The sequence below is a fragment of the Pseudomonas sp. Pc102 genome (assembly GCF_018408275.1).
GTDB lineage: Bacteria > Pseudomonadota > Gammaproteobacteria > Pseudomonadales > Pseudomonadaceae > Metapseudomonas > Metapseudomonas tohonis.
This window is the reverse complement of the sequence record NZ_AP021905.1, coordinates 5,069,053-5,093,735: the sequence shown is the minus strand read 5'-3', so window position 1 is coordinate 5,093,735 and position 24,683 is coordinate 5,069,053. Positions and strand designations below refer to the sequence as shown.

The 24,683-nt window shown below is 67.9% G+C and carries 23 protein-coding genes; 13 read left to right on the top strand and 10 right to left on the bottom strand.

From position 1 onward, the window contains the following. Positions 1-51: 51 nt before the first annotated feature. From PHLH3_RS23275 to PHLH3_RS23260, 4 genes are all read left to right on the top strand, one after another. On the top strand, positions 52-879 hold the full coding sequence (locus PHLH3_RS23275) for an isocitrate lyase/phosphoenolpyruvate mutase family protein (protein ID WP_213625943.1): 828 nt from the start codon (positions 52-54) through the stop codon (positions 877-879). A 10-nt stretch (positions 880-889) separates the two neighbouring features. After that, entirely contained in the window at positions 890-1,579 is a 690-nt protein-coding gene (locus tag PHLH3_RS23270; RefSeq protein WP_213625942.1) for an extensin family protein, read from the top strand. Positions 1,580-1,650: 71 nt separating this feature from the next. After that, the gene (locus tag PHLH3_RS23265) at positions 1,651-2,433 is read left to right on the top strand and encodes a class I SAM-dependent methyltransferase (protein WP_213625941.1); all 783 of its coding nucleotides are present in this window, start codon (positions 1,651-1,653) and stop codon (positions 2,431-2,433) included. Positions 2,434-2,452: 19 nt separating this feature from the next. Then, on the top strand, positions 2,453-3,730 hold the full coding sequence (locus PHLH3_RS23260) for a cytochrome P450 (protein WP_213625940.1): 1,278 nt from the start codon (positions 2,453-2,455) through the stop codon (positions 3,728-3,730). Here PHLH3_RS23260 and PHLH3_RS23255 read toward each other — a convergent pair. Beyond that, entirely contained in the window at positions 3,708-4,367 is a 660-nt protein-coding gene (locus tag PHLH3_RS23255; RefSeq protein WP_213625939.1) for a TetR/AcrR family transcriptional regulator, read from the bottom strand. The two genes, PHLH3_RS23260 and PHLH3_RS23255, sit on opposite strands and share 23 nt — an antisense overlap. 92 nt (positions 4,368-4,459) lie before the next feature. On the opposite strand from PHLH3_RS23255, the gene PHLH3_RS23250 reads away from it, so the two are divergent. After that, positions 4,460-5,563, top strand: coding sequence for an efflux RND transporter periplasmic adaptor subunit (locus tag PHLH3_RS23250; protein WP_213625938.1), 1,104 nt, complete (start codon positions 4,460-4,462; stop codon positions 5,561-5,563). A gap of 6 nt (positions 5,564-5,569) precedes the next feature. Then, the gene (locus PHLH3_RS23245) at positions 5,570-8,641 is read left to right on the top strand and encodes an efflux RND transporter permease subunit (RefSeq protein WP_213625937.1); all 3,072 of its coding nucleotides are present in this window, start codon (positions 5,570-5,572) and stop codon (positions 8,639-8,641) included. Positions 8,642-8,788: 147 nt separating this feature from the next. Here the strand turns inward: PHLH3_RS23245 and PHLH3_RS23240 are convergent, their stop codons facing one another. Then, positions 8,789-10,561, bottom strand: a complete 1,773-nt coding sequence (locus PHLH3_RS23240; RefSeq protein WP_213625936.1) for an AMP-dependent synthetase/ligase — start codon at positions 10,559-10,561, stop codon at positions 8,789-8,791. A gap of 35 nt (positions 10,562-10,596) precedes the next feature. Then, on the bottom strand, positions 10,597-11,430 hold the full coding sequence (locus PHLH3_RS23235; protein ID WP_111261698.1) for a crotonase/enoyl-CoA hydratase family protein: 834 nt from the start codon (positions 11,428-11,430) through the stop codon (positions 10,597-10,599). Positions 11,431-11,531: 101 nt separating this feature from the next. Between PHLH3_RS23235 and PHLH3_RS23230 the strand changes: the two genes are divergently transcribed. Further along, positions 11,532-12,134 (top strand): TetR/AcrR family transcriptional regulator, encoded by a 603-nt coding sequence (locus PHLH3_RS23230; protein ID WP_213625935.1) that lies wholly within the window; start codon positions 11,532-11,534, stop codon positions 12,132-12,134. Positions 12,135-12,155: 21 nt separating this feature from the next. After that, entirely contained in the window at positions 12,156-13,316 is a 1,161-nt protein-coding gene (locus PHLH3_RS23225; RefSeq protein WP_213625934.1) for an SRPBCC family protein, read from the top strand. A gap of 246 nt (positions 13,317-13,562) precedes the next feature. Here PHLH3_RS23225 and PHLH3_RS23220 read toward each other — a convergent pair whose 3' ends face one another. The 5 genes from PHLH3_RS23220 to plsB all read right to left on the bottom strand — a co-directional run bounded on the left by PHLH3_RS23220 (position 13,563) and on the right by plsB (position 18,176). Continuing rightward, entirely contained in the window at positions 13,563-14,240 is a 678-nt protein-coding gene (locus PHLH3_RS23220) for a DUF4197 domain-containing protein (RefSeq protein ID WP_213625933.1), read from the bottom strand. A 30-nt stretch (positions 14,241-14,270) separates the two neighbouring features. Next, positions 14,271-14,669: a YbaY family lipoprotein gene (locus PHLH3_RS23215; protein ID WP_213625932.1), complete on the bottom strand. Its 399-nt coding sequence runs from the start codon at positions 14,667-14,669 to the stop codon at positions 14,271-14,273. Positions 14,670-14,752: 83 nt separating this feature from the next. Beyond that, the gene (locus tag PHLH3_RS23210) at positions 14,753-15,253 is read right to left on the bottom strand and encodes a hypothetical protein (protein ID WP_213625931.1); all 501 of its coding nucleotides are present in this window, start codon (positions 15,251-15,253) and stop codon (positions 14,753-14,755) included. After that, positions 15,250-15,513, bottom strand: a complete 264-nt coding sequence (locus PHLH3_RS23205) for a hypothetical protein (RefSeq protein WP_213625930.1) — start codon at positions 15,511-15,513, stop codon at positions 15,250-15,252. Before PHLH3_RS23205 ends, PHLH3_RS23210 begins: the two co-directional genes overlap by 4 nt. Positions 15,514-15,677: 164 nt before the next feature. Continuing rightward, a complete protein-coding gene (gene plsB, locus PHLH3_RS23200) occupies positions 15,678-18,176 on the bottom strand; it encodes a glycerol-3-phosphate 1-O-acyltransferase PlsB (RefSeq protein WP_213625929.1) in 2,499 nt (832 codons plus the stop codon). A gap of 227 nt (positions 18,177-18,403) precedes the next feature. Between plsB and PHLH3_RS23195 the strand changes: the two genes are divergently transcribed. The 5 genes from PHLH3_RS23195 (at position 18,404) to PHLH3_RS23175 (ending at position 23,428) form a co-directional block, all read left to right on the top strand. Then, the gene (locus tag PHLH3_RS23195) at positions 18,404-19,327 is read left to right on the top strand and encodes an ATP-binding cassette domain-containing protein (RefSeq protein WP_213625928.1); all 924 of its coding nucleotides are present in this window, start codon (positions 18,404-18,406) and stop codon (positions 19,325-19,327) included. Beyond that, positions 19,324-20,058, top strand: coding sequence for an ABC transporter permease subunit (locus PHLH3_RS23190; protein WP_213625927.1), 735 nt, complete (start codon positions 19,324-19,326; stop codon positions 20,056-20,058). The genes PHLH3_RS23195 and PHLH3_RS23190 overlap by 4 nt, the downstream gene beginning before the upstream one ends. 1 nt (position 20,059) lies before the next feature. Then, positions 20,060-21,895, top strand: coding sequence for a Gldg family protein (locus tag PHLH3_RS23185; protein WP_213625926.1), 1,836 nt, complete (start codon positions 20,060-20,062; stop codon positions 21,893-21,895). Positions 21,896-21,908: 13 nt separating this feature from the next. Next, complete coding sequence (locus PHLH3_RS23180) at positions 21,909-22,889, top strand: DUF4340 domain-containing protein (RefSeq protein WP_213625925.1); 981 nt, start codon at positions 21,909-21,911, stop codon at positions 22,887-22,889. Positions 22,890-23,218: 329 nt separating this feature from the next. Beyond that, positions 23,219-23,428, top strand: coding sequence for a cold-shock protein (locus tag PHLH3_RS23175; protein ID WP_111261686.1), 210 nt, complete (start codon positions 23,219-23,221; stop codon positions 23,426-23,428). Between the two features lie 69 nt (positions 23,429-23,497). Here the strand turns inward: PHLH3_RS23175 and PHLH3_RS23170 are convergent, their stop codons facing one another. Together PHLH3_RS23170 and PHLH3_RS23165 are read right to left on the bottom strand one after the other, a co-directional pair. Beyond that, positions 23,498-23,869, bottom strand: coding sequence for a hypothetical protein (locus tag PHLH3_RS23170; protein ID WP_111261685.1), 372 nt, complete (start codon positions 23,867-23,869; stop codon positions 23,498-23,500). 9 nt (positions 23,870-23,878) lie between these two features. Next, the gene (locus PHLH3_RS23165) at positions 23,879-24,682 is read right to left on the bottom strand and encodes a putative RNA methyltransferase (protein ID WP_213625924.1); all 804 of its coding nucleotides are present in this window, start codon (positions 24,680-24,682) and stop codon (positions 23,879-23,881) included. Position 24,683 lies beyond the last annotated feature (1 nt).

Sequence of the window (24,683 nt, the reverse complement as noted above, 5' to 3'; positions counted from 1 at the left end):
TTCCCCAAGGCGCGGGTTAAGGTCGGGCCTTTGCAACGAGGGAGTGATGCCATGCCGAACCAGGCCCAACGTGCCGAAACCTTCCGCGCCCTGCACCAGGGCGATGGACTTCTCGTATTGCCGAACCCCTGGGATGCCGGGTCGGCGAAAATGCTCGCCGCCCTGGGCTGCCGAGCCCTGGCCACCACCAGTGCCGGGCTGGCCTTCTCCCTGGGCCGGCGTGACGCCGAAGGCGCGGTGAGCCGCGACGAGGCGATGGCCAACGCCCGCGCCATCGTCGAAGCCACATCGCTGCCGGTGGCCGCGGACCTGGAGAACGGCTACGGCGACAGCCCGGAGGCCTGCGCCGAGACCCTCCGCCTCGCCGCCGAGGTCGGCCTGGTAGGCGGCTCGATCGAAGACGCCAGCGGCCGCGCCGATGCGCCCATCTACCCCTTCGAACTGGCCGTCGAGCGCGTGCGCGCCTCGGTGGAGGCGGCGCGCCGCCTGCCGTTCCCCTTCACCTTCGCCGCCCGTGCGGAGAACTTCCTCCACGGCCGCCCCGACCTGGACGACACCATCCGCCGCCTGGTGGCCTATGCCGAGGCCGGTGCCGATGTGCTCTACGCGCCGGGGCTGAACACCCGCGAGCAGATCGTCGAAGTGGTGCGCGCGGTGGCGCCCAAGCCGGTCAACCTGCTGGTGGGGTCGCCCGCCTTGAAGGTGGGCCTGGCGGAGTTGGCCGAGCTCGGCGTCAAGCGCGTCAGCCTGGGCTCCAACCTGGCGCGGGTCGCCTACGGCGCGTTCTTCCGCGCGGCTGAGGACCTGCTCTGCGGTGATCTCACGGCCACCCAGCGGGCCATGCCCTTCGACCGCATCAACGACCTGTTCAGGGGCTGAACGGGTGCGCGTGCGCCGGCTGGTCCCCTGGCTGGTCCTGCTGCTGGTGCTCGGTGCACCGCTGGCGGTGTACCAGAAGTGGGTGACGCCGCCGCCGCGCTGGGACCCCTGGGCGCCGCTGGATGTGCGCGAGGCGCCCAACCTGCTGACGCCCTTCAAGCTGATGCGCCTGCAGGCCGACCCGGCGCTGTGCCACCAGGCATTGCAGACCTCCAGCCTGAAGTACGCGGCGCTGCCGGACAGCTCGCCGGCAGCCGGTTGCCCCATCGAGAACAGCGTGCGCCTCAGCGGCTCGGACCTGGCCTTCAGCAGCAGCTTCATCGCCACCTGCGAGGTGGCCGTGGCCTTCGCCCTGTTCGAACGCCACGGGCTGCAACCCGTCGCCCGCGAGCTCTACGGCCAGCCGGTGGCGCGCATCGATCACCTGGGCAGCTTCGCCTGCCGCAACATCGGCGGCACCCAGCGTCGCAGCCAGCACGCCTCGGCCAATGCCCTGGATATCGCCGGTTTCCGCCTGGCCGATGGCCGTCGCATCAGCGTGGCCCGCGACTGGACCGGCGACGACACCGAGGCGCGCTTTCTGCGCCGGGTGCGCGATGCCGCCTGCGAGCACTTCAACACCACCCTGGGGCCGGACTACAACGCTGCGCACCGGGATCACTTCCATGTCGACATGGGCCTGCTGCGCATGTGCCGCTGAGTGCCGTGCACGGGCGCCTGGCGCTGCGCTCTGGCAAAATGCCGCCCATCTTGGAACAACGGATTCGATCGATGAGCGATGAGCGGGAACAGGCCCGGGTACGTGTCGACGCGTTGGCGCCGCAGCACCAGGCGCGCGCGGCCGAGTGGGCGGCGCGGCTCGGGCTGCCCCAGGATGGCGAGGCGGATTTCGCCCTGCAGCTGGGTGACGAGGGCCTGCAGCTGGTGGACCTGTCGCCCCAGGCGCCGGGCCCGGTGCGGGTCGACTTCGTCGAAGGCGCGGCGGCCCATCGTCGCCAGTTCGGCGGTGGCGCCGGGCAGATGATCGCCAAGGCGGTGGGCGTGCAGCCGGGCATCCGCCCGCAGGTGCTGGATGCCACCGCCGGGCTCGGCCGTGACGCCTTCGTGCTCGCCAGCCTGGGCTGCGAGATGGACCTGATCGAGCGCCAGCCGCTGGTCGCGGCGCTGCTGGAAGATGGCCTGGCCCGCGCCTGCGACGATGCCGAGGTGGCGCTCATCGCCGCCCGCATGCGCCTGCACACCGGCAACGCCATCGAACTGATGCAGGGCTGGCAGGGCGAGGCCCCCCAGGTGATCTACCTCGACCCGATGTTCCCGCACCGAGACAAGAGTGCGCTGGTGAAGAAGGAAATGCGCCTGTTCCGCCCGCTGGTGGGCGACGACCTGGACGCCCCGGCGCTGCTCGCCGCCGCCCTGGCACTGGCGACCCACCGGGTGGTGGTGAAGCGCCCGCGCAAGGCGCCGATCATCGAGGGGACCAAGCCCAGCTACGCACTGGAGGGCAAGTCCAGCCGCTACGACATCTATCCGAAGAAGGCCCTGAGCAAGGGCTGATCGCAAGGGAAGGGACTCCATGGACGACGCCATCCGCTGCCCCATCCGCCGCACCCTGGCGCAACTGCCCTGGGTCGGTGATGACCGCGCCGGCGCCCGCCACTGGCTGGCGATGCAACGCGACCCGCTGGCCTGGCTGCAGAACGTGCACGCCGAGCAGCCGGACATGGCGGTCACGCGCATGGGGCTGAGCCGGCTCTGGTGCCTGTTCCACCCCCGGGCGGTGCAGGAGCTGATGGTCGATCACCGCGAGCACCTGAAACGCTGGGAGCCCAGCCTGTGCATGATGCGCCAGTGGAACGGGCGCAGTTTCATGATGCGCGAGGGCGAGCCGGCCCGTGAACGGCGCAAGGAGGTGCGGCCGCATATCGCCGCGCCCGCGCCGGGCGAGATCCTGCGCCTGGCGGAGCGCTGGGGCGAAGGCATCGAGGATGGCGCCGAGCGTGATCTCGACCTGGAAATGGCCGCCTACAGCGTCACCCTCACCGGGCGTGCGCTCTTCGATATCGACCTGGAGAACGACGCCTTCCGCGTGGCCCGCGCGGTGCGCCTGCTGTCGCGGGTGGCGCTGCTGGAAACCAGCACCGGCATCCCCCTGGGGCACTGGTTTCCCAGCAAGCTGTGCCCGCGCAAGCGCTGGGCGCTGGCGCAGCTGCAGGATGTGGTGGGGCGGTGCGCCGAGCAGTCGACGCGCCCCCTGGCGATGCAGCGCGACGAGCTGGCCACCTTGCTGATGGCGGGGCACCAGTCCACCGGCGCCACCCTGACCTGGGCACAGCTGTTGCTGGCGCAGAACCCGGCGGTGCGCGAGGCGCTGCGGGGCGAACTCAAGGGCCTGGACTGGAGCCAGGTGCAGGGCATGGCCGACCTGCGCCAGTGCCCGCTGCTGCGGGCGGTGATCCAGGAGAGCCTGCGCATCTACCCGCCGGCCTACGGGCTGGTGCCCCGGCAGCTCACGGCGGATGTGGAGGTGTTCGGCCAGGCGCTGAAGAAGGGCGACATCGTCATGCTGTCGAGCTGGATCACCCATCGCGACCCGCGCTGGTTCGAGGCGCCACTGGAATTTCGCCCGCAGCGCTTCATCGAGCCTTCGACCTGGCCGAAGGGCGCCTACTTCCCCTTCGGACTGGGGGATCGCGCCTGCCCGGGCACGGCGATGGCGATGATGGACCTGGCGGTGTCGCTGGCCTGGTGGGTCGAGCACTGGGACGTCGAGCCGCTCGGCCCGGTGGAGCCGCAGGGCTGGTTCTCCCTGCGGCCCAGGCGTGCACGGGTCAGGTTCGTGCGGCGGGGGTGATCCCCGTGCCGTAGGCGCGGAGGAACAGCTCCACCACTTCCTGCACGTGCTGCTCGGCCTCTTCGCCCTCCAGCGGCGCGCCGCAGCCGATCAGCAGGCGGAAGTTCTGCCCGCCCTTGATCAGGCAGAAGAAGTGCTCGGCGGCGTTGATCGGCTTGTCGATGCGCAGCTTGCCAGCCTTGTCCGCCTGGATCAGCAAGCGCTCCATCTCGTTGAGGATCTGCTGCGGGCCGGCATCGAAGAACAGCTTCGAGAGCTTCGGGTCCTGGTTGCCCAGGGTCACCATCAGGCGGTGCAGCTCGATGGATTCGCTGCTGTTGATCAGCGCCTGGAAACCCATGCCGATGTTGCGTAGCACAGTCTCGATGGTCCCACCCAGGGGCAGTTCGAACAGCAGCTCCGGCAGCTGCTCCATGCACTTGGCCTTCACCGCCGCGGAGAACAGCGTCTCCTTGTCGGTGAAATGGCTGTACACGGTGAGCTTGGAGACCCCGGCCTCGGCGGCGATGGCGTCCATGCTGCTGCCGTCGTAGCCCTTGCTGAGGAACAGCGACTTGGCCGCCTCGAGGATCGCCGCGCGCTTGGCGGGGTCCTTCGGGCGACCGGGGCCGCTGGCTTGTAAAGATTTGTCTGACATTCGCGTTTAAATACTGGACTGGTGAGTTTGCTATTTTTACTATACCCGGCAGTATAAATATTCCAACAGCACTTCGCGAAAGGTCATACACCATGTTCCGCCATGTCCTGCCCCTCGCTCTGCCTCTGACACTCTCTTTGCTCGTCGGTGCCTGCGGCAATGACGAGACCGTCCAGCAATCGATACGCCCGGCCATGGTGGTGCAACCGCAGCCCGCCGGCGACGCGATGGTGACCTACCCGGGCGAAGTGCGCGCCAGGCTGGAGCCGGAACTGGCCTTCCGCATCGGCGGCAAGATCACCCGCCGCCTGGTGGAGGTGGGCGACCGGGTCAAGGCCGAGCAGCCCCTGGCCGAGCTCGACCCTCAGGACGTGCGCCTGCAACTGGAAGCCTCCCGCGCCCAGGTCGCCGCCGCCGAGGCCAACCTCAAGCTGGTGCGTGCCGAGCGCGACCGCTACAAGACGCTGCTGGACCGCAAGCTGATCAGCCAGTCGCAGTTCGACAACGTCGAGAACCAGTACCGCTCAGGCGAAGCGCGGGTGAAACAGATCCAGGCCGAATACAACGTCGCCAGCAACCAGGCGGGCTACGCCGTGCTGCGTGCTTCGCAGAACGGCGTGATCGCCACCCGTCGCGCCGAGGTGGGCCAGGTGGTGGCGGCCGGGCAGACCGTCTTCACCCTGGCCGCCGACGGCGAGCGCGAAGTGCTGATCAGCCTGCCGGAGCATGCCATCGACCGCATCAAGGTCGGCCAGCAGGTCGCCGTCGAACTCTGGTCGCAACCCGACAAGCGCTTCCCCGGGCGCATCCGCGAACTCTCGCCGGCCGCCGACCAGCAGTCGCGTACCTTCGCCGCGCGCATCGCCTTCACCGCCGGCGAGGTGCCCGCCGAGCTGGGCCAGAGCGCCCGCGTGTACATCCAGGCCAACGGCGAGGTGCCGCTCTCGGTGCCGCTCTCGGCGCTCACCGCCGAGGCCGGTGCGCCTTACGTCTGGGTGGTGAACCCGGACAGCTCGAAGATCGAACGCCGCCCCGTGCGCGTCGGCCCCTACGGCGAGGACCGGGTGCCGGTGCTCGAAGGCCTGAAGCCCGAGGACTGGGTCGTCGCAGCTGGTGTCCAGGTGCTGCGCGAAGGCCAGGAAGTCCGCCCCGTGGACCGCGCCAACCGCGCGGTGAAGCTGATCGCCAAGGAGTAGGGCCGAGTGAACTTCAACCTTTCCGCCTGGGCGCTGAAGAACCGTCAGATCGTCCTCTACGTCATGCTGTTGCTGGGCATAGTCGGCGCCATCTCCTACACCAAGCTGGGTCAGAGCGAAGACCCGCCCTTCACCTTCAAGGCCATGGTGATCCGCACCAACTGGCCCGGCGCCAGTGCCGAGGAGGTCTCCCGCCAGGTCACCGAGCGCATCGAAAAGAAGCTCATGGAGACCGGCGAGTACGACAAGATCATCTCCTTCTCCCGTCCGGGCGAATCCCAGGTGACGTTCCTCGCCCGTGACTCCATGCACTCGGCACAGATCCCCGAGCTCTGGTACCAGGTGCGCAAGAAGGTCAGCGACATCCGCCACACCTTGCCCCAGGGTATCCAGGGGCCGTTCTTCAACGACGAGTTCGGCACCACCTTCGGCAACATCTATGCGCTGACCGGCGAGGGCTTCGACTACGCCGTGCTCAAGGACTACGCCGACCGCATCCAGCTGCAGCTGCAGCGGGTCAAGGACGTGGGCAAGGTCGAGCTGCTCGGGCTGCAGGACGAGAAGATCTGGATCGAACTCTCCAATACCAAGGCCGCCACCCTCGGCCTGCCGCTGGCCGCCGTGCAGCAGGCGCTGGAGGAGCAGAACGCGGTGGCCGCCGCCGGCTTCTTCGAGACGGCCAGCGACCGCGTGCAGCTTCGCGTCAGCGGGCGCTTCGATTCGGTGAAGGAGATCCGCGACTTCCCCATCCGCGTGGGTGACCGCACTTTCCGTATCGGCGACGTCGCCGACGTGCATCGCGGCTTCAACGACCCGCCGGCGCCGCGCATGCGCTTCATGGGCGAGAACGCCATCGGCCTCGCGGTCTCGATGAAGGCGGGTGGCGACATCCTGATCCTCGGCCAGGCCCTGGAGGGCGAGTTCGCCCGCCTGCAGGAAACCCTCCCGGCCGGCATGCAGCTGCGCAAGGTCTCCGACCAGCCGGCGGCGGTTAAGACCGGCGTGGGCGAGTTCGTCCGCGTGCTCACCGAGGCGCTGATCATCGTGCTGCTGGTGAGCTTCTTCTCCCTGGGCCTGCGCACCGGCCTGGTGGTGGCGTTGTCGATCCCGCTGGTGCTGGCGATGACCTTCGCCGCCATGTACTACCTGGGCATCGGCCTGCACAAGATTTCCCTCGGCGCGCTGGTGCTGGCGCTGGGCCTCTTGGTGGACGACGCGATCATCGCGGTGGAGATGATGGCCATCAAGATGGAGCAGGGCTATGACCGGCTCAAGGCGGCCAGCTACGCCTGGACCAGCACGGCCTTCCCCATGCTCACCGGCACCCTGATCACCGCTGCCGGCTTCCTGCCCATCGCCACCGCGCAATCGGGCACCGGCGAGTACACCCGTTCGATCTTCCAGGTGGTGACCATCGCCCTGCTGGTGTCCTGGGTCGCCGCCGTGGTGTTCGTGCCCTACCTGGGTGACCGGCTGCTGCCCGACCTGGCCAAGCGCCACGCCGAGAAACACGGCGGCAGCGGTGCCCACGATCCCTACGCGACGCCGTTCTACCAGCGCGTACGCCGCGTGGTCGAGTGGTGCGTGCGCCGGCGCAAGACGGTGATCGTCCTCACCCTGGTGGCCTTCGTGGCCTCCATCGCCCTGTTCCGTTTCGTGCCCCAGCAGTTCTTCCCGGCCTCCGGGCGCCTGGAGCTGATGGTCGACCTCAAGCTGGGCGAGGGCTCTTCGCTGAGCAACACCGAGGCCGAGGTGACGCGCCTGGAGAAGCTGATCAAGGAGCACCCGGGTGTGGACAACTACGTGGCCTATGTGGGCACCGGTTCGCCGCGCTTCTACCTGCCGTTGGACCAGCAACTGCCGGCGGCGAGCTTCGCCCAGTTCGTGGTGCTGGCCAAGACCATCGAGGACCGCGAGGCCCTGCGCAGCTGGCTGATCCAGACCCTCAACGACGAGTTCCCCAGCCTGCGCACCCGCGTCTCGCGCCTGGAGAACGGCCCGCCGGTGGGGTACCCGGTGCAGTTCCGCGTTTCCGGCGAGCACATCGACGAGGTCCGCGCCTACGCGCGCAAGGTGGCCGACAAGGTGCGCGAGAACCCCCACGTGGTGAACGTGCACCTGGACTGGGAGGAGCCGAGCAAGGTGGTGCGCCTGAACATCGACCAGGACCGCGCCCGTGCCCTGGGCGTGAGCACCGCCGACCTGTCGCGCTTCCTGCAGAGCTCCCTCACCGGCTCCACGGTCAGCCAGTTCCGCGAGGACAACGAGCTGATCGACATCCTCCTGCGCGGCACCCCGCGCGAGCGCCAGGAGCTGGCCCTGCTGCCGAGCCTGGCGGTGCCCACCGACAGCGGCAAGAGCGTGCCTCTGTCGCAGATCGCCACCCTGGAATACGGCTTCGAGGAAGGCATCATCTGGCACCGCAACCGCCTGCCGACGGTGACCGTGCGCGCCGACATCTACGACAAGTCGCTGCCGGCCAGCCTGGTGACGCAGATCCTGCCGACCCTGGAGCCGATCCGCGCCGAACTGCCCGATGGCTACCTGCTGGACGTGGGCGGCACGGTGGAGGACTCGGCCCGTGGCCAGAAATCGGTGAATGCCGGTGTGCCGCTGTTCATCGTCGTGGTGCTGACGCTGCTGATGCTGCAGCTCAAGAGCTTCTCGCGCTCGGCGATGGTGTTCCTCACCGCGCCCCTGGGGCTGATCGGGGTGACCCTGTTCCTGCTTGTGTTCCGCCAGCCGTTCGGCTTCGTGGCCATGCTCGGCACCATCGCCCTGGCGGGGATGATCATGCGCAACTCGGTGATCCTGGTGGACCAGATCGAGCAGGACATCGCCGCCGGCCTGGACAAGTGGCACGCGATCATCGAAGCCACGGTGCGCCGCTTCCGACCCATCGTGCTCACCGCCCTGGCGGCGGTACTGGCGATGATCCCGCTGTCGCGCAGCGTGTTCTTCGGCCCGATGGCGGTGGCCATCATGGGCGGCCTGATCGTCGCCACCGCGCTGACCCTGCTGTTCCTGCCGGCGCTCTACGCGGCCTGGTTCCGGGTCAAGGAAGTGCCCAGGGCCTGACGGAAAGGCCATCCGCCTGGGCTCGCTGCGCTCTACCCATCCTACGGTTCCGACGGGCCGTGGGTTGGGCTGAAGTACGAAGCCCAACGTTGCGATGCCAGCCCCGGCACTGCGCGTTGGGCTTCAATCCATCCGTTCATGTCGCCGTCATCCCCGCGAAGGCGGGGACCCACTGGACAGCGCCCCGTAGGGGCTCTCCTCATACATGCCATCCAGCAGCGATGCGAAGTTGCGCTCCACCACCGGGCGCTTGAGCTTCTGCGTGGGCGTCAGTTCGTCCTGTTCCTGGCTGAGCAGGCGCGGCAGCAGCGCCCAGGCCTTGATCCGCTCCACCTGCGACAGCTCGGCGTTGATCGTATCGACGTGCCCCTGCAGCTCCGCCAGCAGCGCCGGTGCCTGCAGCCAGGCCTCGGCGTCGCCCGCCAGTCCCTGGCGTTTCGCCCAGAGGGCCAGGCTTTGCGGCTCCAGGGCGAGGAGGGCGCTGAGGTGCTTGCGGCGGTCGCCGTGCACCAGGGCCTGCTCCACCAGGGGATGCTGCCTGAGGCGCGCCTCGATGGGCGTCGGCGCGATGTTCTTGCCGCCGGCGGTGATGATCAGCTCCTTCTTGCGCCCGGTCAGCCAGAGGTGGCCGGCGGCGTCCAGCCGGCCCAGGTCGCCGGTGCGCAGCCAGCCGTCGAGGGTGAAGGCCTCGGCGGTCTTCTCCGGTTGCTGGAAATAGCCCTGGAACACCTGCGGCCCGCGCACCAGCACCTCGCCGTCATCGGCGATGCGCACCTCGACGCCTGGCAGGGGGCGGCCCACCGAGCCGGCCTTGGCCAACCCGGCTTCGTTGCTGGTGAGGAAGGCGGTGGACTCGGACATGCCCCAGCCTTCGCAGAGCGGCACGCCGAGGGCGGTGAAGAAGGCCACCAGTTCGGCATCGAGTGGGGCGCCACCGCTGACCAGGGCGCGGATGCGCGCGCCGAACAGGCGCTGGCGCAGGCCATCCAGTACCAGGCGCCGGGCCAGCAGCAGGCGCAGGCCACCGCGCTGGCGGGCGCCGGTGCGCAACGCCCAGTCGAGTACGCGGCGTTTGCCGGGCGAGAGGGCTTCACGCTGGGCCATGACCGCCCCGTGCAGCTTCTCGAAGAGCCGAGGCACGCTGCCGAAGAAGTCCGGCTGTACCTCGGCGATGGCCCGGGGCACGTCGTTGATGTCCGGCACGTAGGCGGCCTGGGCGCCGCACCAGAGGCGCTGGTACTGGCCGATCACCCGTTCGCCGACATGGGCCATGGGCAGGAAGGCGAGCCCGGTGTAGCGCTGCGGTGGCAACTGGTAGGCGGCGATGGCGGCGAGGAGGTTGCCGTGGCCGAGCATGGCCGCCTTGGGCTCGCCCGTGGTACCGGAGGTGAACACCAGGTTGGCCAGGGACGTGCGGTCCAGTGCCTGCCAGCGTCGACGAATCTGATCGGCCGGTACGTCGTCGCCTGCGGCGATGAAGGCGTCCAGGCCCGCGGGCCCATCGCCGTCGATGGCGACGACGCGCAGGCCCGGCAAGGCCAGGCCCTGTGCCTGTGCCGGTCGCTCGACGAACAGCAGCCGGCAGCTGGCACGCTGCAACTGCTGGGTCGCCTGGGCCGGGGTGAGGCTCGGGTAGAGGCCGACGCTGGTGGCGCCGGCCATGAGTACGGCGAAATCCAGCAGGCTCCACTCCAGGCGGGTGCGGCTCCAGATCGCCACGCGGTCACCGGGGTCGACACCGGCGGCGACCAGGGCCCTGGCCAGGGCCTCGCTGCGGTGGGCCACTTCGCCCCAGTCGAGGCTGCGCCAGGCATCGGCGTGGCGCACCTGGGCGGCGGGCCAGTCTGGCGTGCGCTCGGCGCGCCAGGCGAGGAGGGCGGGGATGCTGGGAAGATCGGCCGGCGGTTGTTGCGTCGTCATCGAACACCTCCTGTACTCGTGGGACGGCGGGGGGCTCAGGGAATGGGCTGGCCCGAGTCGCGCTCCTTCACCGCCTGGGCGAACCCGACTTCCTCGCAACGCGCCTTGAAGCGCACGCCCTCCGGGCTGTGGCGGGTGATGCCGTCGAAGAGTGTGGCGAACATCTGCGTGGTTTCCAGGCCCATGTTGTGGAAGGCCTGGTTGATCATCAGCTTCTGCATCATCAGCTGGTTGCGGGGGATGCCCTGCATGCGCGCGGTCAGTGCTTGCACTGCCGCGTCCAGTTCGGCCAGCGGCACGCTCTGGTAGACCAGGCCCAGGCGCTGGGCTTCGCGGCCGTCGATGAGGTCGCCTGTCAGCAGCATGCGCTTGGCCTTCTCCGGGCCCAGTCGGTAGACCCACATCGCCGTGGTCGGGCAGCCCCAGACCCGCGCCGGCGGGTAGCCGATCACCGCCTCGTCGGCCATCAGGATCAGGTCGCAGCACAGGGCGATGTCGCTGCCTCCGGCCACCGCCGGGCCGTGCACCTTGGCGATCACCGGCTTGTAGCTGCGGAACAGGCTCATGAAGTGCTCGGTGTTCTTCTTCATCAGCGCGTAGTCGACCATCGGGTCCCAGGGCATTTCCTGGCTGCCGTAGATGCCGCGCGGGTTCTCGGCGAAGAACTTCAGGTCGTAGCCGCTGCAGAAGCCCCGCCCGGCCCCGGTGAGGACGATGACGTGCACGGCGTCGTCGGCGTTGGCGCGCAGCACGGCGGCTTCCAGGTCGGCGGGCAGGCGGTCGTCGATGGCGTTGAGACGCTCCGGCCTGTTCAGGGTGAGGGTGGCGATGCGGCCGTCGACCGCGTAGTGGACGGTGGAGTCGGTCATGGGAATGCTCCGTTGGTTTTTATTGGATCGGGGCTTGGCGTGTCGGGAGAAATAAGTAAACTGAATTCACTTTTTCTGTCCAGCGCTTTATAGAGAACCCCATGACCGATCTTTCCCCCAAGGCCCAGAGAACCCGCACCAGCCTGCTGGACGCCGCCCGTGACGAGTTGCTCGAACTCGGTGGCGGCCTTGAGGTGGGGCGCGTGGCGGAGCGGGCCGGCGTCTCGGTCGGCCTGATCTACCGTTACTTCGCCTCCCGCGCCGGGCTGCTGGCGGCGGTGGCGGAGGACTTCCACGACCGCTACCAGGCCGAGGTGATGGCGGCCGATCCGCTGCCGGGCGCCGAGGACTGGTGCAGCCGCGAGGAGCAACGGGTGCGCCGCGCGGTGCAGTTCTTCTATGCCGAGCCCCTGGCACCGCTGCTGTTGGTGAGCCTGGCGCGGGAGCCGGAGGTGGCCGCGCTGGAGGCCCGGCGCATCACCGAGAACGTTCGCCAGGGTGCCGACAACATCCGTCGTGGCCAGGCCGCCGGGCAGCTGAATGCGGGCCTCGACCCGGAGCTGGTCTCGGCGATGATCCTCGGCGGCATGCACCAGGCGTTGCTGGAGGCGCTTGGCCGCTCGCCGCGTCCGCCGGCGGAGCAGCTGTCACGGCAGCTCTGGCATTTCATCCGTGGCGCCCTGGCGCCACTCCAGCCGACATGACGACAAGAAGAAGAGGCAGGCATGCAGCACGCGACCCAGGTTGAATTGCTGAGGAAGGCATTGGCGCTGGCCGAACAGGGCGTTTCCGATTGCCTGGAGATGCCCTCGTCCCTGGCGGTGGACAGCTACCTCGACGAGGCGCGCCATCGGCGTGAGCGGGACGAGGTTTTGCGCCGCGAGCCACTGCTGGTGGCGCGCTCCAGCGAGGTGGCGGCGGGGCGCTTCATCACCCGCGACCTGTTGGCGCCGCTGCTGCTGGTGCGTGACGAGGCCGGGCGGCTGCGCGGCTTTCTCAACGTCTGCAAGCACCGTGGCACGCAACTGGTGGCCGAGCCCGATGGGGCCAACCGGGTCTTCGTCTGCCCCTACCACGCCTGGGCCTACAACCCGGACGGGCAGTTGCGCGGCATCCCCCACGGCTACGGGTTCGAGGGCGTCGAGCGCGGCTGCCTGAACCTCACCGAGGTGCCGGTGGCCGAGTGTTTCGGTGCCATCTGGGCGCGGCACTCGCCGGGCCCGGCATTGGACATGCCGGCGTTCTTCGGCCCCGAGCTGATGGCCGATTTCGTAAGCTTCGGCCTGGACGACCACGTGGTCTTCGACCCGCGCGACATCCGCCGGCCGGTGAACTGGAAGCTGACCATCGACACCTTCCTGGAGAACTACCATGTGGCCAAGGCGCACCAGGCCACGATCGACCACCTGTTCTGGCCAAACCTGGGGCTGTTCGAGCGTTTCGGCCGGCACATCCGCAACTACTACGTGAAGCGCAACCTGCGCGAGGTGCAGGCGCGGCCCGAATCCGAGTGGGACCTGCGCCGCCACGGCAACCTGCTGTATTTCCTCTGGCCCAACACCCTGGTGTTGGTGGAGCCGGACCACATCGACTTCTCCAGCGTGTTCCCCGATGGCCCGCTGGCGACACGGGTGCTTGGCCACACGCTGCTGGCCGAGGAACCGGTGACGGAGAAGGCCCAGCGCTATTTCGAGAAGAACAACGAGATCCTCTATGCGGCCCTGGAGGAAGACTTCGCCATGGCCGCGCGGGTGCAGGAAGGCATCCGCGCCGGCGCCAGCGACCGCCTCTGGCATGGGCGCTACGAACAGGCGTTGCGCTGGTTCCACCAGGGCCTGGACGAGGCGCTGGGGGATGTGCGGGTGGCCGTGGTGGGGCGGGTTTGATCGCGTGCGCGGTGGAGTCCAGGCATGAACCTGTGCCGCGTTCGACTCCGCCTGGTGGAGGTAAAGAGCGACCTCCACCCTGCACAGCGGTGATGAGCCTGCCTTTGTGGGAGCGAATTCATTCGCGATCAGGCCACTAGGCAGTCTCGGATGTTTGTCCGTTGGGCCTCGCTGCGCTCGGCGCCAACCTACGGATGCATGAAAAAGCCCGGCGCATGGCCGGGCTTTTTCGTTTCGGGCCGAGGCTCAGAGCACGCCGAAGACCTTCTTCGCCAGGCCGGTGGCTGCGGCAGCGGGGTTCTTGCGGATGCTGGCCTCCTGCTCGGCGATCATCTTGAACAGGCCGTCGAGGGCTTCCTCGGTCACGTAGCTCTCGATGTTGGCGCTCTTGGCGTCGACCACGCCGAAGCTCGCGGCCTGGCCGGCGAAGCTGTTGTACTGCTTGGCCAGGCCGACCTGGTCGGTCGCCTTCTTGACGATGGGCAGGAACCTGGCGCGCAGTTGTTCGCGGCTGGTCTTGTTCAGGTACTGGGTCGCGGAATCCTCGGGGCCGGAGAGGATGCCCTTGGCGTCCTGCACGGTCATCTTCTTCACCGCGTCCACCAGCAGCGCCTGGGCTTCCGGCACCGCCGCTTCGGCGGCCTTGTTCATGCTGGCTTCCAGTTGGTCGACCTGGGCACCCATGCCCATCATCTTCATGGTCTTGGCGGCCTTGCCGAGCTTGCCCGGCAGCTCGATGCGCACCTTGGGGTTCTCGCTGAAGCCGCCCGGCTTGCCGAGCTGCTGCACGGCGACCTTGGCGCCCTGGGTGAGGGCGTCCTTGAGGCCGCCACTGGCGTCCTGCTGGCTGAGGTCGCTGAGGGAGAGGGCGAAGGCGCTGGCGGAGAGGGCGAGGCCGGCGACCAGGGTGGTGAGTCGGAACATGGCGGCATCCTTGTGGCGGGAAAGCGGTTGTCAGGGAACGGCGTCGACCTTGATGCGCAGGGGCTGCGGGTCGCTGCCGTCGAGTTTAACCGAGTGGCGCCCGGTGCTGATGAACAGCAGCTTGCCGTCGCGCTCGATGCGGGCGCTCACCGCGTAGCTGTGGCCGGGCTGCAGGTTGGCCGGGTCGTAGCTGAGCTGGAAGGGCAGGGGCGCCTGCCCCTCGACGCGGCCCTGCTGGTAGGCCAGTTCACGGGCGGGGGCGTCGGCCAGCGAGACATCCTGCAGCGAGACACGCAAGGTGGCGTCCGGCGGCAGGGCGCTGCGTTGCAGGTAGTAGACCTCGCCGTTCAGGTGCTCCTGGGACGGTGGCTGGACGGTGGTGCAGGCGACGAGCAAGGCGCTGGCGAGCAGCAGGCTGGGCGATTTCATGGGGCCTCGTGGTCCGTTGGCGGCGATAGACACACTATAGAAGCGAGGGCGCGGGGGTACAGCACCCGTGCGCCCGGTTCGGATCATCCACCGTCGGTGTAGGCCTTCGAGGCCGGCGCTCGCTCCTGCAGCGCGCGGCTGAGTTCCCGGAGGCGCCGCTGGGCGCTGACCAGTTGCTCCAGTCGCTGCGCCATGCTCCGGCCACGCTGGCGCTGCGCCGCCTCGCGCTCGGCCAGGCTGGATTCCCGGCGCTCCAGTTCCGCTTCGCGCCTGGCCAGTTCGCGGGCCTGTTGCTGGAGCCGCTCCATGCGCTGGACGAGCTCGCTTTCCAGGCGCTGCAGGTGCGCCGCGCGGCCGCTTGCCGCGGGCGGCGCGGCCTTGCCTGGCGCCGCGGCGATGTTCCAGGTGCCGTGCTCCTGCTCGCGATGGGCCTTGCCGGTGACTGCCATGAGCCGCTCCAGCGCGTCGCGGTCGAGCAGCACCGTGCGGTGCTCCTCCACGCGGCTCGGTTCCAGGGGCTGGATCAGCGGCAGCGCCTTAAGGTTCAGCAGGTGGAATTCCAGCGCGTGCTGGCGCGGGCTCATGAGGAGCGCTCCCGGGTCAGCGCCTTGAGCACCCGTTTCACCTGGCTCCAGTGGTGGTCCTCGATGGCGTTCAGGCTGTAGCCCTCGGGGTGGAGGGTGAGTTCGGCGATGTAGGCCTTGCAGCGGCGGCCGGGCTGGGGTTCATCGAGGGTATAGAGAAGGAAGTCGCGCTCCAGGGCGGCGATCCCGAAACAGCATAGGATGGCGGCGTTGAGCGCCTGGCCGTCGGCGTTCTGGATGGGGATTGATCTGAGCAGCATGGTCGGCATCGTCCTCGTGGAAGGAGTCCTGCTGGGCGCAGGCCGGCCATGGTACTGAGCGGGCACGAGGAGGCCGTTCGGCACGCTCCCCAGCGGCGTGTAGGCGAGTTCCCTAAATGTTCGGAGGAGGAGGGGGCCGGCCCCGGGCGGGGCCGGCCAGGGGATCAACCCGCGTCGACCGGCGCTTCGGTCTCGGCTTCGCCCTGGCGTTCCAGCGCGACCTGGCGGATCGACAGGCGGATCTCCGCCGGCAGCACGCGCTTGGCGGCGCCCTCGGCAAGATCCCCCAGGGCGGGGTGGTAGCTGAGCTTGCCGGCTTCGTCCTGGCGCAGTACGCGCTGGTCGAGCAGGGTCTGGATGAAGTGGCGGAACAGGCTCTTGTCGAAGAACTCCGGGGCGTTGAGGCCGTGGAGGATGGACAGGCGCTGGGCCATCACGGTGCACAGGTCCTCGAGCTCTTCGGCCGTCAGTTGGTTCTGCCCGGCGTTGAGCAGCAGGGCGATGGCCATGTAGAAGCGCTGCAGGGTCTGGGCGATGGCACGCGAGAGCAGGGTCAGCAGCACGAACTGGCGCGAGCTGGGTGCGGGACGCACGTAGGTGTCGTTCTCGAACTTCAGCAACCCCTGGTCGACGAAGGCGGCCAGCCACTGGTCGACCACGGTGTCCAGCTCGTCCAGGTTCCAGCGGATGAACAGCTCGGCCTGCAGGTAGGGGTAAAGGGCGCGGGTGTAGCGCAGGATCTGCTCGCGGCTGCTGCGTCCGCTGCTCTGGAAGAAGCTCGCGAGCAGCGCCGGCAGGGCGAAGATGTGCAGCACGTTGTTGCGGTAGTAGGTCATCAGGACGGCGTTCTGCTCGTCCAGATAGAGGATCTTGCCCAGGGCGTCCTTCTGCTCGGCGAGCAGGTTCATGCTCTGCACGTACTGGATCAGCGCCTGGCCATCGCCTTCCGGCAGGGTGGCGTGGGGCGAGTAGGGCACTGCGCGCAGCAGGGCCAGGTAGAGGTCGAGCACGCGGGTGAGGGCACGTTCGTCCAGCGCCAGGCGGCTGGTGGAAAGCAGCGCCAGGGCGACCAGGTTGACCGGGTTGATCGCCGCCGCGTCGTTGAGGTGGCGGGCGACGCGGGTGGCCAGGCGGTTGGTGGTCTCGTTGAGCCATTGCGGCCGGAACTGCGGGCCCAGCTCCTGCTCACGCCAGTTGGGCTGCTCCTGGTCGAGGAACTCGGCCAGTTTGATGGGCTCGCCGAAGTTCACCGCAACGCTGCCGAAGCGCAGCTTCAGGGCGCCGATGACTTTGAAGATGTCGAAGATCGATTCCTTCTTCTTGCTCGCGCCACGCAGCTCGCCCAGGTAGGTGCGGCCTTCCAGCACGCGTTCGTAGCCGATGTAGACCGGGACGAATACCACGGGCAGGCGTGAGGAGCGCAAGAAGCTGCGCAGGGTGATGGCCAGCATGCCGGTCTTGGGGTGGAGCATGCGTCCGGTGCGCGAACGCCCGCCCTCGACGAAGTACTCCACCGGGAAGCCACGGCTGAACAGGGTGTGCAGGTATTCGTTGAACACCGCGGTGTAGAGCGGGTTGCCCTTGAAGGTACGGCGCATGAAGAAGGCGCCGCCCCGGCGCAGCAGGCCGCCGATCACCGGCATGTTGAGATTGATGCCGGCGGCGATGTGCGGCGGGGTCAGGCCGTTGCGGAACAGCAGGTAGGAGAGCAGCAGGTAGTCGATGTGGCTGCGGTGGCAGGGCACGTAGATGACCTCGTGGCCCTGGGCGATGTCCTGCACGCCTTCGATGTGGTTGACCTTGATGCCCTCGTAGAGCTTGTTCCAGAACCAGGACAGCACCACTTCGAGGAAGCGGATGGCGGTATAGGCGAAGTCCGAGGCGATCTCGTTGCCGTACTTCAGCGCCTGGGCCTCGGCCTTGGCCGGGCTGATCTTCTCGCGCTCGGCTTCCTCGGCGATGGCCTGGCGCACCAGGTCCGAGTGCACCAGCCCCTTCACCAGGTTGCGGCGATGGGAGAGGTCCGGGCCGATTACCGCGGTCTTCTGGTTACGGAAGTGCACCCGCAGGATGCGTTGCACCATGCGCTGGGTGCGTTCCGGGCCCTTGTCCTGGGCGATCAGCTCGCGCAGGTGGATCGGGGCGGAGAACTGCACGCGGGTCTTGCGCCCGAGGATGAGGATACTGACCAGTTTGCGCAGGCGTCCGGTGACGGCCCAGCTGTCGGCGAACAGCAGCTTCCAGGGGCTGGTTTCGCGGTCCGGGGACTGGCCCCAGAACACGGTGACCGGAATGATCTGCGCGTCATCCACGGCGTGCTGCTGGATGGCGTCGAGCACCCGCACCAGGGTCGGCGAGGTGCCGCGCTTGTCCTGGCCGCCGAACCAGCCGGGCTCGGGGGTCAGGTAGAAAAAGGCCGCGGGTTCCAGGGTGTCCCCCACCGCCACCGGCAGCACCGGGCGGGGCAGTCCGGCCTTGGTGCATTCCCGGTCCACCACCGCCAGGTCGCTGGCCGAGGGTTGCTGGAGCACATAGAGCACCGGCTTGCTGCGGTCGAGCTTGAGGGTGAAGGCGGACTGGTTGATGGTCTCCGAGCGCACCCACAGGTAGAGGAGGCGGCGCAGGGTACCGAAGGCCAGGCGGCGGAAGGGCGAGCGGGTCATACGAAGTCTGTAGTCGAACGAGCGAATGCTCGGGGCGGCTAGTTTGCCGTATTCGCCACCGGGTCGCAAAAAGCCTCTGACTGTCCGAAATCGAGGGGCTGATCGCGAAACTTGCGGAATCTTCTGCTGTCTTGCATTGCCGCCGGGGGACTCCTTATATTCCGCCGGCGTTTGCAAGGCCCCCGCGGCCCGCATGGCCGGGGGCTTTTCCCTTTGGGGTAGAGGCCATGATCGAAATAAAACAACTGACCAAGCGTTTCGCACAGCACACCGTCGTCGACGGCCTGTCCTTCGGCGTCGAACCGGGGGAAGTGCTCGGCTTCCTCGGCCCGAACGGCGCCGGCAAGTCCACCACCATGAAGATGCTCACCGGGTTCCTCGCGCCGACCTCCGGCACCGCGACCGTCCTCGGCTTCGACGTCCAGACCCAGACCCTCAAGGCCCAGCGGCAGATCGGCTACCTGCCCGAGGGTGCGCCCTGCTATGGCGACATGACGGTGCGCGGCTTCCTCGAATTCATCGCCGAGGTGCGCGGCTTCCGCGGTGCCGAGAAGCGGGAGCGGGTGTCCCGCGCCGCCGGCCTGGTGGAGCTGGACAAGGTCCTGGGGCAGTCCATCGAGACTCTGTCCAAGGGCTTCAAGCGCCGCGTGGGGCTGGCCCAGGCCATCCTCCACGATCCGCGCGTGCTGATCCTCGACGAGCCCACCGATGGCCTCGATCCCAACCAGAAGCACCAGGTGCGGCAACTGATCCAGAGCCTGGCGCAGGACAAGATCGTGATCATTTCCACCCACATCCTCGAAGAGGTGGCGGCGGTGTGCACCCGCGCGGTGGTGATCGCCGCCGGCAAGCTGGTGGCCGATGGCACGCCGTATGAGCTGGAGAGCCGTTCGCGCTACCACCAGGCGGTGACTCTGGTGGCCGACGAGCCCCTGGATGCGCTGGCCCTGGCGGTACTGCCGGGCGTCGCCGGTGTCGAGGAGAACCCCCTGGGCGGCGGCCTGACGGTGCTGGCCAAGCCCGGCGAGGTGATCTTCCCGCAGGTCAACCAACTGATCCACCAGCGTGGCTGGAAGGTCAAGGAGCTGGATGTCGAGCGGGGCCGCCTGGATGAAGTGTTCCGCAGCCTGACCCGGGGAGAAGCGGCATGAAGCAGTTGCCGGTCATATTCAAGCGCGAGCTGGCGAGCTACTTCGCCACGCCGCTGGCCTATGTGTTCATCGTGATCTTCCTGGTGCTGTCCGGGGTCTTCACCTTCTACCTGGGCGGTTTCTTCGAGAGCGGCCAGGCGAGCCTGGCGCCCTTCTTCAACTTCCACCCCTGGCTCTACCTGTTCCTGGTGCCCGCCATCGCCATGCGCCTGTGGGCGGAGGAGCGCAAGTCCGGCTCCATTGAGCTGCTGATGACCCTGCCGATCACCCGATTCGAGGCGGTCACCGGCAAGTTCCTCGCTGCCTGGGCCTTTGCCGGCCTGGCGCTGCTGCTGACCTTCCCCATGGTGCTCACCGTCAACTACCTGGGCGAGCCGGACAACGGCGCCATCGTCACCGGCTACATCGGCAGCTGGCTGCTGGCGGGGGCGTACCTGGCCATCGGCTCGTGCATGTCGGCCCTGGCCAAGAACCAGGTGATCGCCTTCATCCTCGCCGTGGTCATGTGTTTCCTGTTCATCGTCAGCGGCTTCCCGCTGGTGCTCGACGCCTTCAGCGCCTGGGCCCCGCAATGGCTGCTGGACGCGGTCGCCTCGCTGAGCTTCCTGACCCGCTTCGAGGCCATCAGCAAGGGCGTGATCGATGCGCGCGACCTGCTGTATTTCGTCACCCTGATCGCCGCGTGGCTGGCCGCCACCGCCGTGGTGGTCGATCTGAAGAAGGCCGACTGACATGAAGAAACTGATGTATTCCAGCGCGGGCCTGCTGCTCATCGCCCTGGCCTTCCTGGCGTTCAACATGGTCTCCGGGCTGGCGCTGACCAACGCCCGGCTCGACCTCACCGAGCAGAAGCTCTACACCATCTCCGACGGCACCCGGCAGATCCTCGGGGAGCTGGACGAGCCCATCAACCTGTACTTCTTCTACTCCGACAAGTCCGCCAAGGACCTGGTCGTGCTGCGCAACTACGCCAAGCGCGTGGAGGAGATGCTCAAGGCCTACGCCCAGGCGGCGGACGGCAAGATCAAGCTGCACATCGTGGATCCCGAGCCCTTTTCCGAGGACGAGGACAAGGCAGCCGAATTCGGCCTGCAGGCGATCCCGCTGCAGCAGGGCGGCGACTCGATCTACTTCGGCCTGGCCGGCACCAACGCGGTCGATGACCGGCAGATCATCCCGTTCTTCCCGCTCGACCAGGAGGAGTTCCTCGAATACGAGATCAGCCGCCTGGTGCAGAGCCTGGCCAAGCCGCAGCGGCCCGTGGTCGGGGTCATGTCGGGGCTGCCCATCAACGGTGGCTTCGACATGCAGACCCGCCAGCCAAGCCAGCCCTGGATGGTGATGGAGGAGATCCGCCAGCTGTTCCAGATCGAGAGCGTCAAGCCCAGCGTCGACCAGATTCCCGACAAGGTCTCGGTGCTGTTGCTGGTGCACCCGAAGAACCTGCCGCAGCAGACCCGGTACGCCATCGACCAGTTCGTCCTGCGCGGCGGCAAGCTGCTGGTCTTCGTCGACCCCTACAGCGAAGCCGACCACGGCATGCAGATGCCCGGCGAAATGGGGGGCGAGGACAAGGCCTCCGACCTTCCCGAGCTGTTCAAGGCCTGGGGCCTGGAGATGGTGCCCGGCAAGGTGGTGGGTGATGGTGCCTACGCCATGTCGGTGAGCATGGGCGAGGGCCAGCGTCCGGCGCGTCACGTCGGTTGGCTGAGCCTGCCGAAGAAAGCCCTGGACGCCAGCGACATCGCCACCGCGAACCTGGAGACGGTCACCATCGCCACGGCCGGCATCCTGCGCCCGCTGGAGGGGGCGAAGACCCACTTCGTGCCGCTGATCCAGAGCTCGGAGTACGCCATGCCCTTCGACGCCGAGCGTTTCGCCATGCTGCGCAACCCCGACGTGCTGATGCGCGAGCTCAAGCCCAGTGGTGATCGCTACGCCATCGCCGCGCGGATCGGCGGGCCTGCGCAAAGCGCTTTCCCCGATGGCATCGAGGGTCGCAAGGACGGGCTCAAGTCGGCGGACAACATCAACGTCATCGTGGTCGCCGACACCGACATGCTCAGCGACCGCATGTGGGTGCAGGTGCAGGACTTCTTCGGCCAGCGCGTGCCGCAACCCTGGGCCGACAACTCCGGCTTCGCCATCAACGCCCTGGACAACCTCGCCGGTTCAGAGGCGCTGATCAGCGTGCGCTCCCGTGGCCGCTTCACCCGGCCCTTCACCGTGGTCGAGTCGCTGCAGCGCGAGGCGGAAACACGCTTCCGCGAGCAGGAGCAGGTGCTGCAGCAGCGCCTGGCCGACACCGAGGAGAAGCTGGCCAGCCTGCAGAAGAACCAGGACCCGACCAAGGCCCTGGAGCTGACCCCCGAGCAGCAGGCCACCCTGCAGCAGTTCATGCAGGAGAAGGTGCGCATCCGCAAGGAGCTGCGCGAGGTCAACTACCAGCTCAACGCCGATATCGAGAAGCTCGGCCGTACCCTCAAGTTCATCAACATCGCCCTGGTGCCGCTGGTACTGACCCTGGGCGTACTGCTGCTGTGGTTCTGGCGTCGTCGCCGGGCCTGAGGAGAGAAGCCTGATGGGACGCAAGGCCCTGTTGTTCCTGGCCCTCGTGGCCGTTGCCCTGGTGCTGGCCTATGTCGGCCTGCACCGGACCCCCGAGCCGCTGGCGGCCAAGGGGCCGTCGCCGCTGCTGCCGGCCCTGCAGGGCCGGCTCGCCGAGGTGGAGCGCATCGAGGTGCAGCGCCCCGGCCAGCCGGTGCTGCGCCTGGCACGCCAGGACGGCGTCTGGACGTTGCCCGACAAGGCTGGCTACCCGGCGGCCGCCAAGCCGGTCGCCGACCTGCTGAGGGCGCTGGGCGAGGCCCGTGAGGTGGAGGCGCGCACCGCCAGGGTCGAGCTGCACGGCCAGCTCGGCCTGGCGGACAAGGGCGAGGGCCAGGGCATCCGCGTGACGCTCCAGGGCGAACACCTGCCCGAGCAGGTGTTGCTGGTGGGCAAGCCTGGCCAGCAGGGCAAGGGGCAGCTTGTACGCCTGGCCGACCAGGCACAGAGCTGGCTGGTCGACCGGCGCATCGTGATGCCGGAGACCGAGCTCGGCTGGCTGGACCGGCGTATCACCCGCATCCCGTTCGACAGCGTGCGCCAGGTGGAGGTGACCCTCCGCCAGGGCAAGGCGCTGACGGTCTATCGCGACGCCGAGGGCGAGCCGAACCTCAAGGTCCGCCAATTGCCGGCCGGTCGCAAGCTGGCCTACGAGGCAGCGGCCAACGGCATGGCGACGCTGTTCGCCAGCCTGGAGTTCGCCGATGCCGCACCGCTGGATCAGGTGCAGTTCAAGGACAGGCCGCTGCTGCAGTTCAGCCTGCGGAACTTCACCGGTGGCCAGCTCGAGGGCGTGGTCCAGGCGCAGGGCGAGCAGTACTGGATGCAGTTGAAACGCAAGGAAAAGTTCGACGGCGAACAAGTAGCGGGGCGTCTCGACTGGGCTTATCGCATCGAGGCGTTCCAATACCAGGCGTTGGCGAAGACGCTCGAAGACCTCATTTCAGCGAAGTGACGAAGGCAACTACCGGGGCGGGCGACAGGCGTTTGCAAGTTGCTTTTCGTCGGCTCCGGGAGTGCCCCATTATGTGACCCGAAAGACCCATAAAAGGGCGTGGAAGCCCTGCCAGCCGGCCCTTTCACGGTGCCGGAAAAAAGTGCTTTTCTGTAGCATTTCCTGTCGTATACTCCGGTCGCGGTGGTTAAAAGAACGCCATTCGTAATACCCGCCCACGCCTCTCTGGACTGCGGTCGGATATAAGAAGAAGAACGTCCTTGCCTAACCGTCCAAGCCTCTTGAATAAGAGGCAAACAACAAAAATTGCGAGTTTGGAGAGAGTAGTAATGGCTGATCGTGAGGTCGGAACCGTCAAGTGGTTCAATGACGCTAAAGGCTATGGATTCATTCAGCGCGAAAGCGGTCCGGATGTATTCGTTCACTACCGTGCTATCCGCGGCGAGGGGCACCGTTCCCTGGTCGAAGGCCAGAAAGTGGAATTCGCGGTGATCCAGGGGCAGAAAGGCCTGCAGGCGGAAGACGTCTCCAGAGTCTGACGACTCCAGACAAAAGGCCCGTCGATGACGGGCCTTTTGTTTTCTGCGATACCGCGCCGGGCGCTGCGCCTATTCGGTGCGCCAGATGAACTCGTTGGCGCCTGCGGCGTTGACCTTGATCCAGCGATCTGCATCTTCCTCGCCTTCCTCTTCCTGCCAGCCGCCCGGTGCGCAGCGGATTTCCACACCCAGTGCGGCGAAGGCCGCCAGCGCGCAGCCGAGGTCGTCCTCCCAGGGCGTCGTGTCGCTTTCCAGCAGCAGGCTGTGCCACTTGCCCACGGCGCGCGGCAGCCAGGTCACGGGAACGCCACCGGCGTCGCATTTGAAGGTCTGTCCCTTCTGCTGCCAGGGCGAGCAGGGGCCCAGGGCCTGCGCCAGCCAGGTGGCGACGGCATCCTGGTCGGCGTCCTTCAGGTAGATCTCGATATCGGGTTGGCGCATGGCGGGGTCCTAGTTTCTGACGATCCAATCGTAGCGTATGGAGACCGTCACTTCGAAGGCGTCCTTGATCACGGCGGCACGGCGTTCGGCGCTGGCGCGCCAGCCGTGGGGCGTCATGGCGAGGAGGTCGGCACGGGCCTCGCTGCTGGCCAGGTGCAGGTCGAACTCGAGGGTTTCGCTGTGGGCCAGCGTCATGCCCTCGGGGATCAGCGACAGGTGCTTCTCGTCGTCGTAGTCGCGCACCTCGTCATAGAGGCGTTCGCGCAGCTGCATCAGGTGGCCGCGGGTCGGGCCCATGCGCAGCAGGCCACCGCCGGGGGCGAGCAGGCGGCGGGCTTCCTGCCAGTCCAGCGGGCTGAAGACGCTGGCCAGCAGCTGGCAGCTGGCGTCGGCCAGGGGCACGCGGGCCATGCTCGCCACCAGCCAGGTCAGGCCGGGGGCGCGGCGGCAGGCGCGCTTCACCGCCTCGCGGGATATGTCCAGGCCGTAGCCATCGGCGGTGGGCAGGGCGTCGGCGATCTGCGCGGTGTAGTAGCCCTCGCCGCAGCCGATATCCAGCCAGCGCGCCGGGCTGCGTCCTGCGGCCAGCTGGGCCAGGCGCGCGGCCAGCGGCGCGTAGTGGCCGCCTTCGAGGAAGCGCCGGCGGGCCTCGACCATGGCGGCGTTGTCACCCGGGTCACGGCTGTTCTTGTGCTGCACCGGCAGCAGGTTCAGGTAACCCTGGCGGGCGCGGTCGAAGCGGTGGTTGGCCGGGCAGGCGACGCCGTTGTCCAGGGTGGAGAGCGGCGCCTGGCAGATGGGGCAGGTGAGCATG

Coding starts and splice junctions, on each gene's coding strand:
- PHLH3_RS23215 (WP_213625932.1), bottom strand. CDS start 14,669: ATGAAATCGCCCAGCCTGCTGCTCGCCAGCGCCTTGCTCGTCGCCTGC.
- PHLH3_RS23205 (WP_213625930.1), bottom strand. CDS start 15,513: ATGCTGCTCAGATCAATCCCCATCCAGAACGCCGACGGCCAGGCGCTC.
- plsB (WP_213625929.1), bottom strand. CDS start 18,176: ATGACCCGCTCGCCCTTCCGCCGCCTGGCCTTCGGTACCCTGCGCCGC.
- PHLH3_RS23180 (WP_213625925.1), top strand. CDS start 21,909: ATGGGACGCAAGGCCCTGTTGTTCCTGGCCCTCGTGGCCGTTGCCCTG.
- PHLH3_RS23220 (WP_213625933.1), bottom strand. CDS start 14,240: ATGTTCCGACTCACCACCCTGGTCGCCGGCCTCGCCCTCTCCGCCAGC.
- PHLH3_RS23225 (WP_213625934.1), top strand. CDS start 12,156: ATGCAGCACGCGACCCAGGTTGAATTGCTGAGGAAGGCATTGGCGCTG.
- PHLH3_RS23170 (WP_111261685.1), bottom strand. CDS start 23,869: ATGCGCCAACCCGATATCGAGATCTACCTGAAGGACGCCGACCAGGAT.
- PHLH3_RS23175 (WP_111261686.1), top strand. CDS start 23,219: ATGGCTGATCGTGAGGTCGGAACCGTCAAGTGGTTCAATGACGCTAAA.
- PHLH3_RS23185 (WP_213625926.1), top strand. CDS start 20,060: ATGAAGAAACTGATGTATTCCAGCGCGGGCCTGCTGCTCATCGCCCTG.
- PHLH3_RS23210 (WP_213625931.1), bottom strand. CDS start 15,253: ATGAGCCCGCGCCAGCACGCGCTGGAATTCCACCTGCTGAACCTTAAG.
- PHLH3_RS23230 (WP_213625935.1), top strand. CDS start 11,532: ATGACCGATCTTTCCCCCAAGGCCCAGAGAACCCGCACCAGCCTGCTG.
- PHLH3_RS23250 (WP_213625938.1), top strand. CDS start 4,460: ATGTTCCGCCATGTCCTGCCCCTCGCTCTGCCTCTGACACTCTCTTTG.
- PHLH3_RS23265 (WP_213625941.1), top strand. CDS start 1,651: ATGAGCGATGAGCGGGAACAGGCCCGGGTACGTGTCGACGCGTTGGCG.
- PHLH3_RS23195 (WP_213625928.1), top strand. CDS start 18,404: ATGATCGAAATAAAACAACTGACCAAGCGTTTCGCACAGCACACCGTC.
- PHLH3_RS23165 (WP_213625924.1), bottom strand. CDS start 24,682: ATGCTCACCTGCCCCATCTGCCAGGCGCCGCTCTCCACCCTGGACAAC.
- PHLH3_RS23275 (WP_213625943.1), top strand. CDS start 52: ATGCCGAACCAGGCCCAACGTGCCGAAACCTTCCGCGCCCTGCACCAG.
- PHLH3_RS23240 (WP_213625936.1), bottom strand. CDS start 10,561: ATGACGACGCAACAACCGCCGGCCGATCTTCCCAGCATCCCCGCCCTC.
- PHLH3_RS23190 (WP_213625927.1), top strand. CDS start 19,324: ATGAAGCAGTTGCCGGTCATATTCAAGCGCGAGCTGGCGAGCTACTTC.
- PHLH3_RS23235 (WP_111261698.1), bottom strand. CDS start 11,430: ATGACCGACTCCACCGTCCACTACGCGGTCGACGGCCGCATCGCCACC.
- PHLH3_RS23260 (WP_213625940.1), top strand. CDS start 2,453: ATGGACGACGCCATCCGCTGCCCCATCCGCCGCACCCTGGCGCAACTG.
- PHLH3_RS23255 (WP_213625939.1), bottom strand. CDS start 4,367: ATGTCAGACAAATCTTTACAAGCCAGCGGCCCCGGTCGCCCGAAGGAC.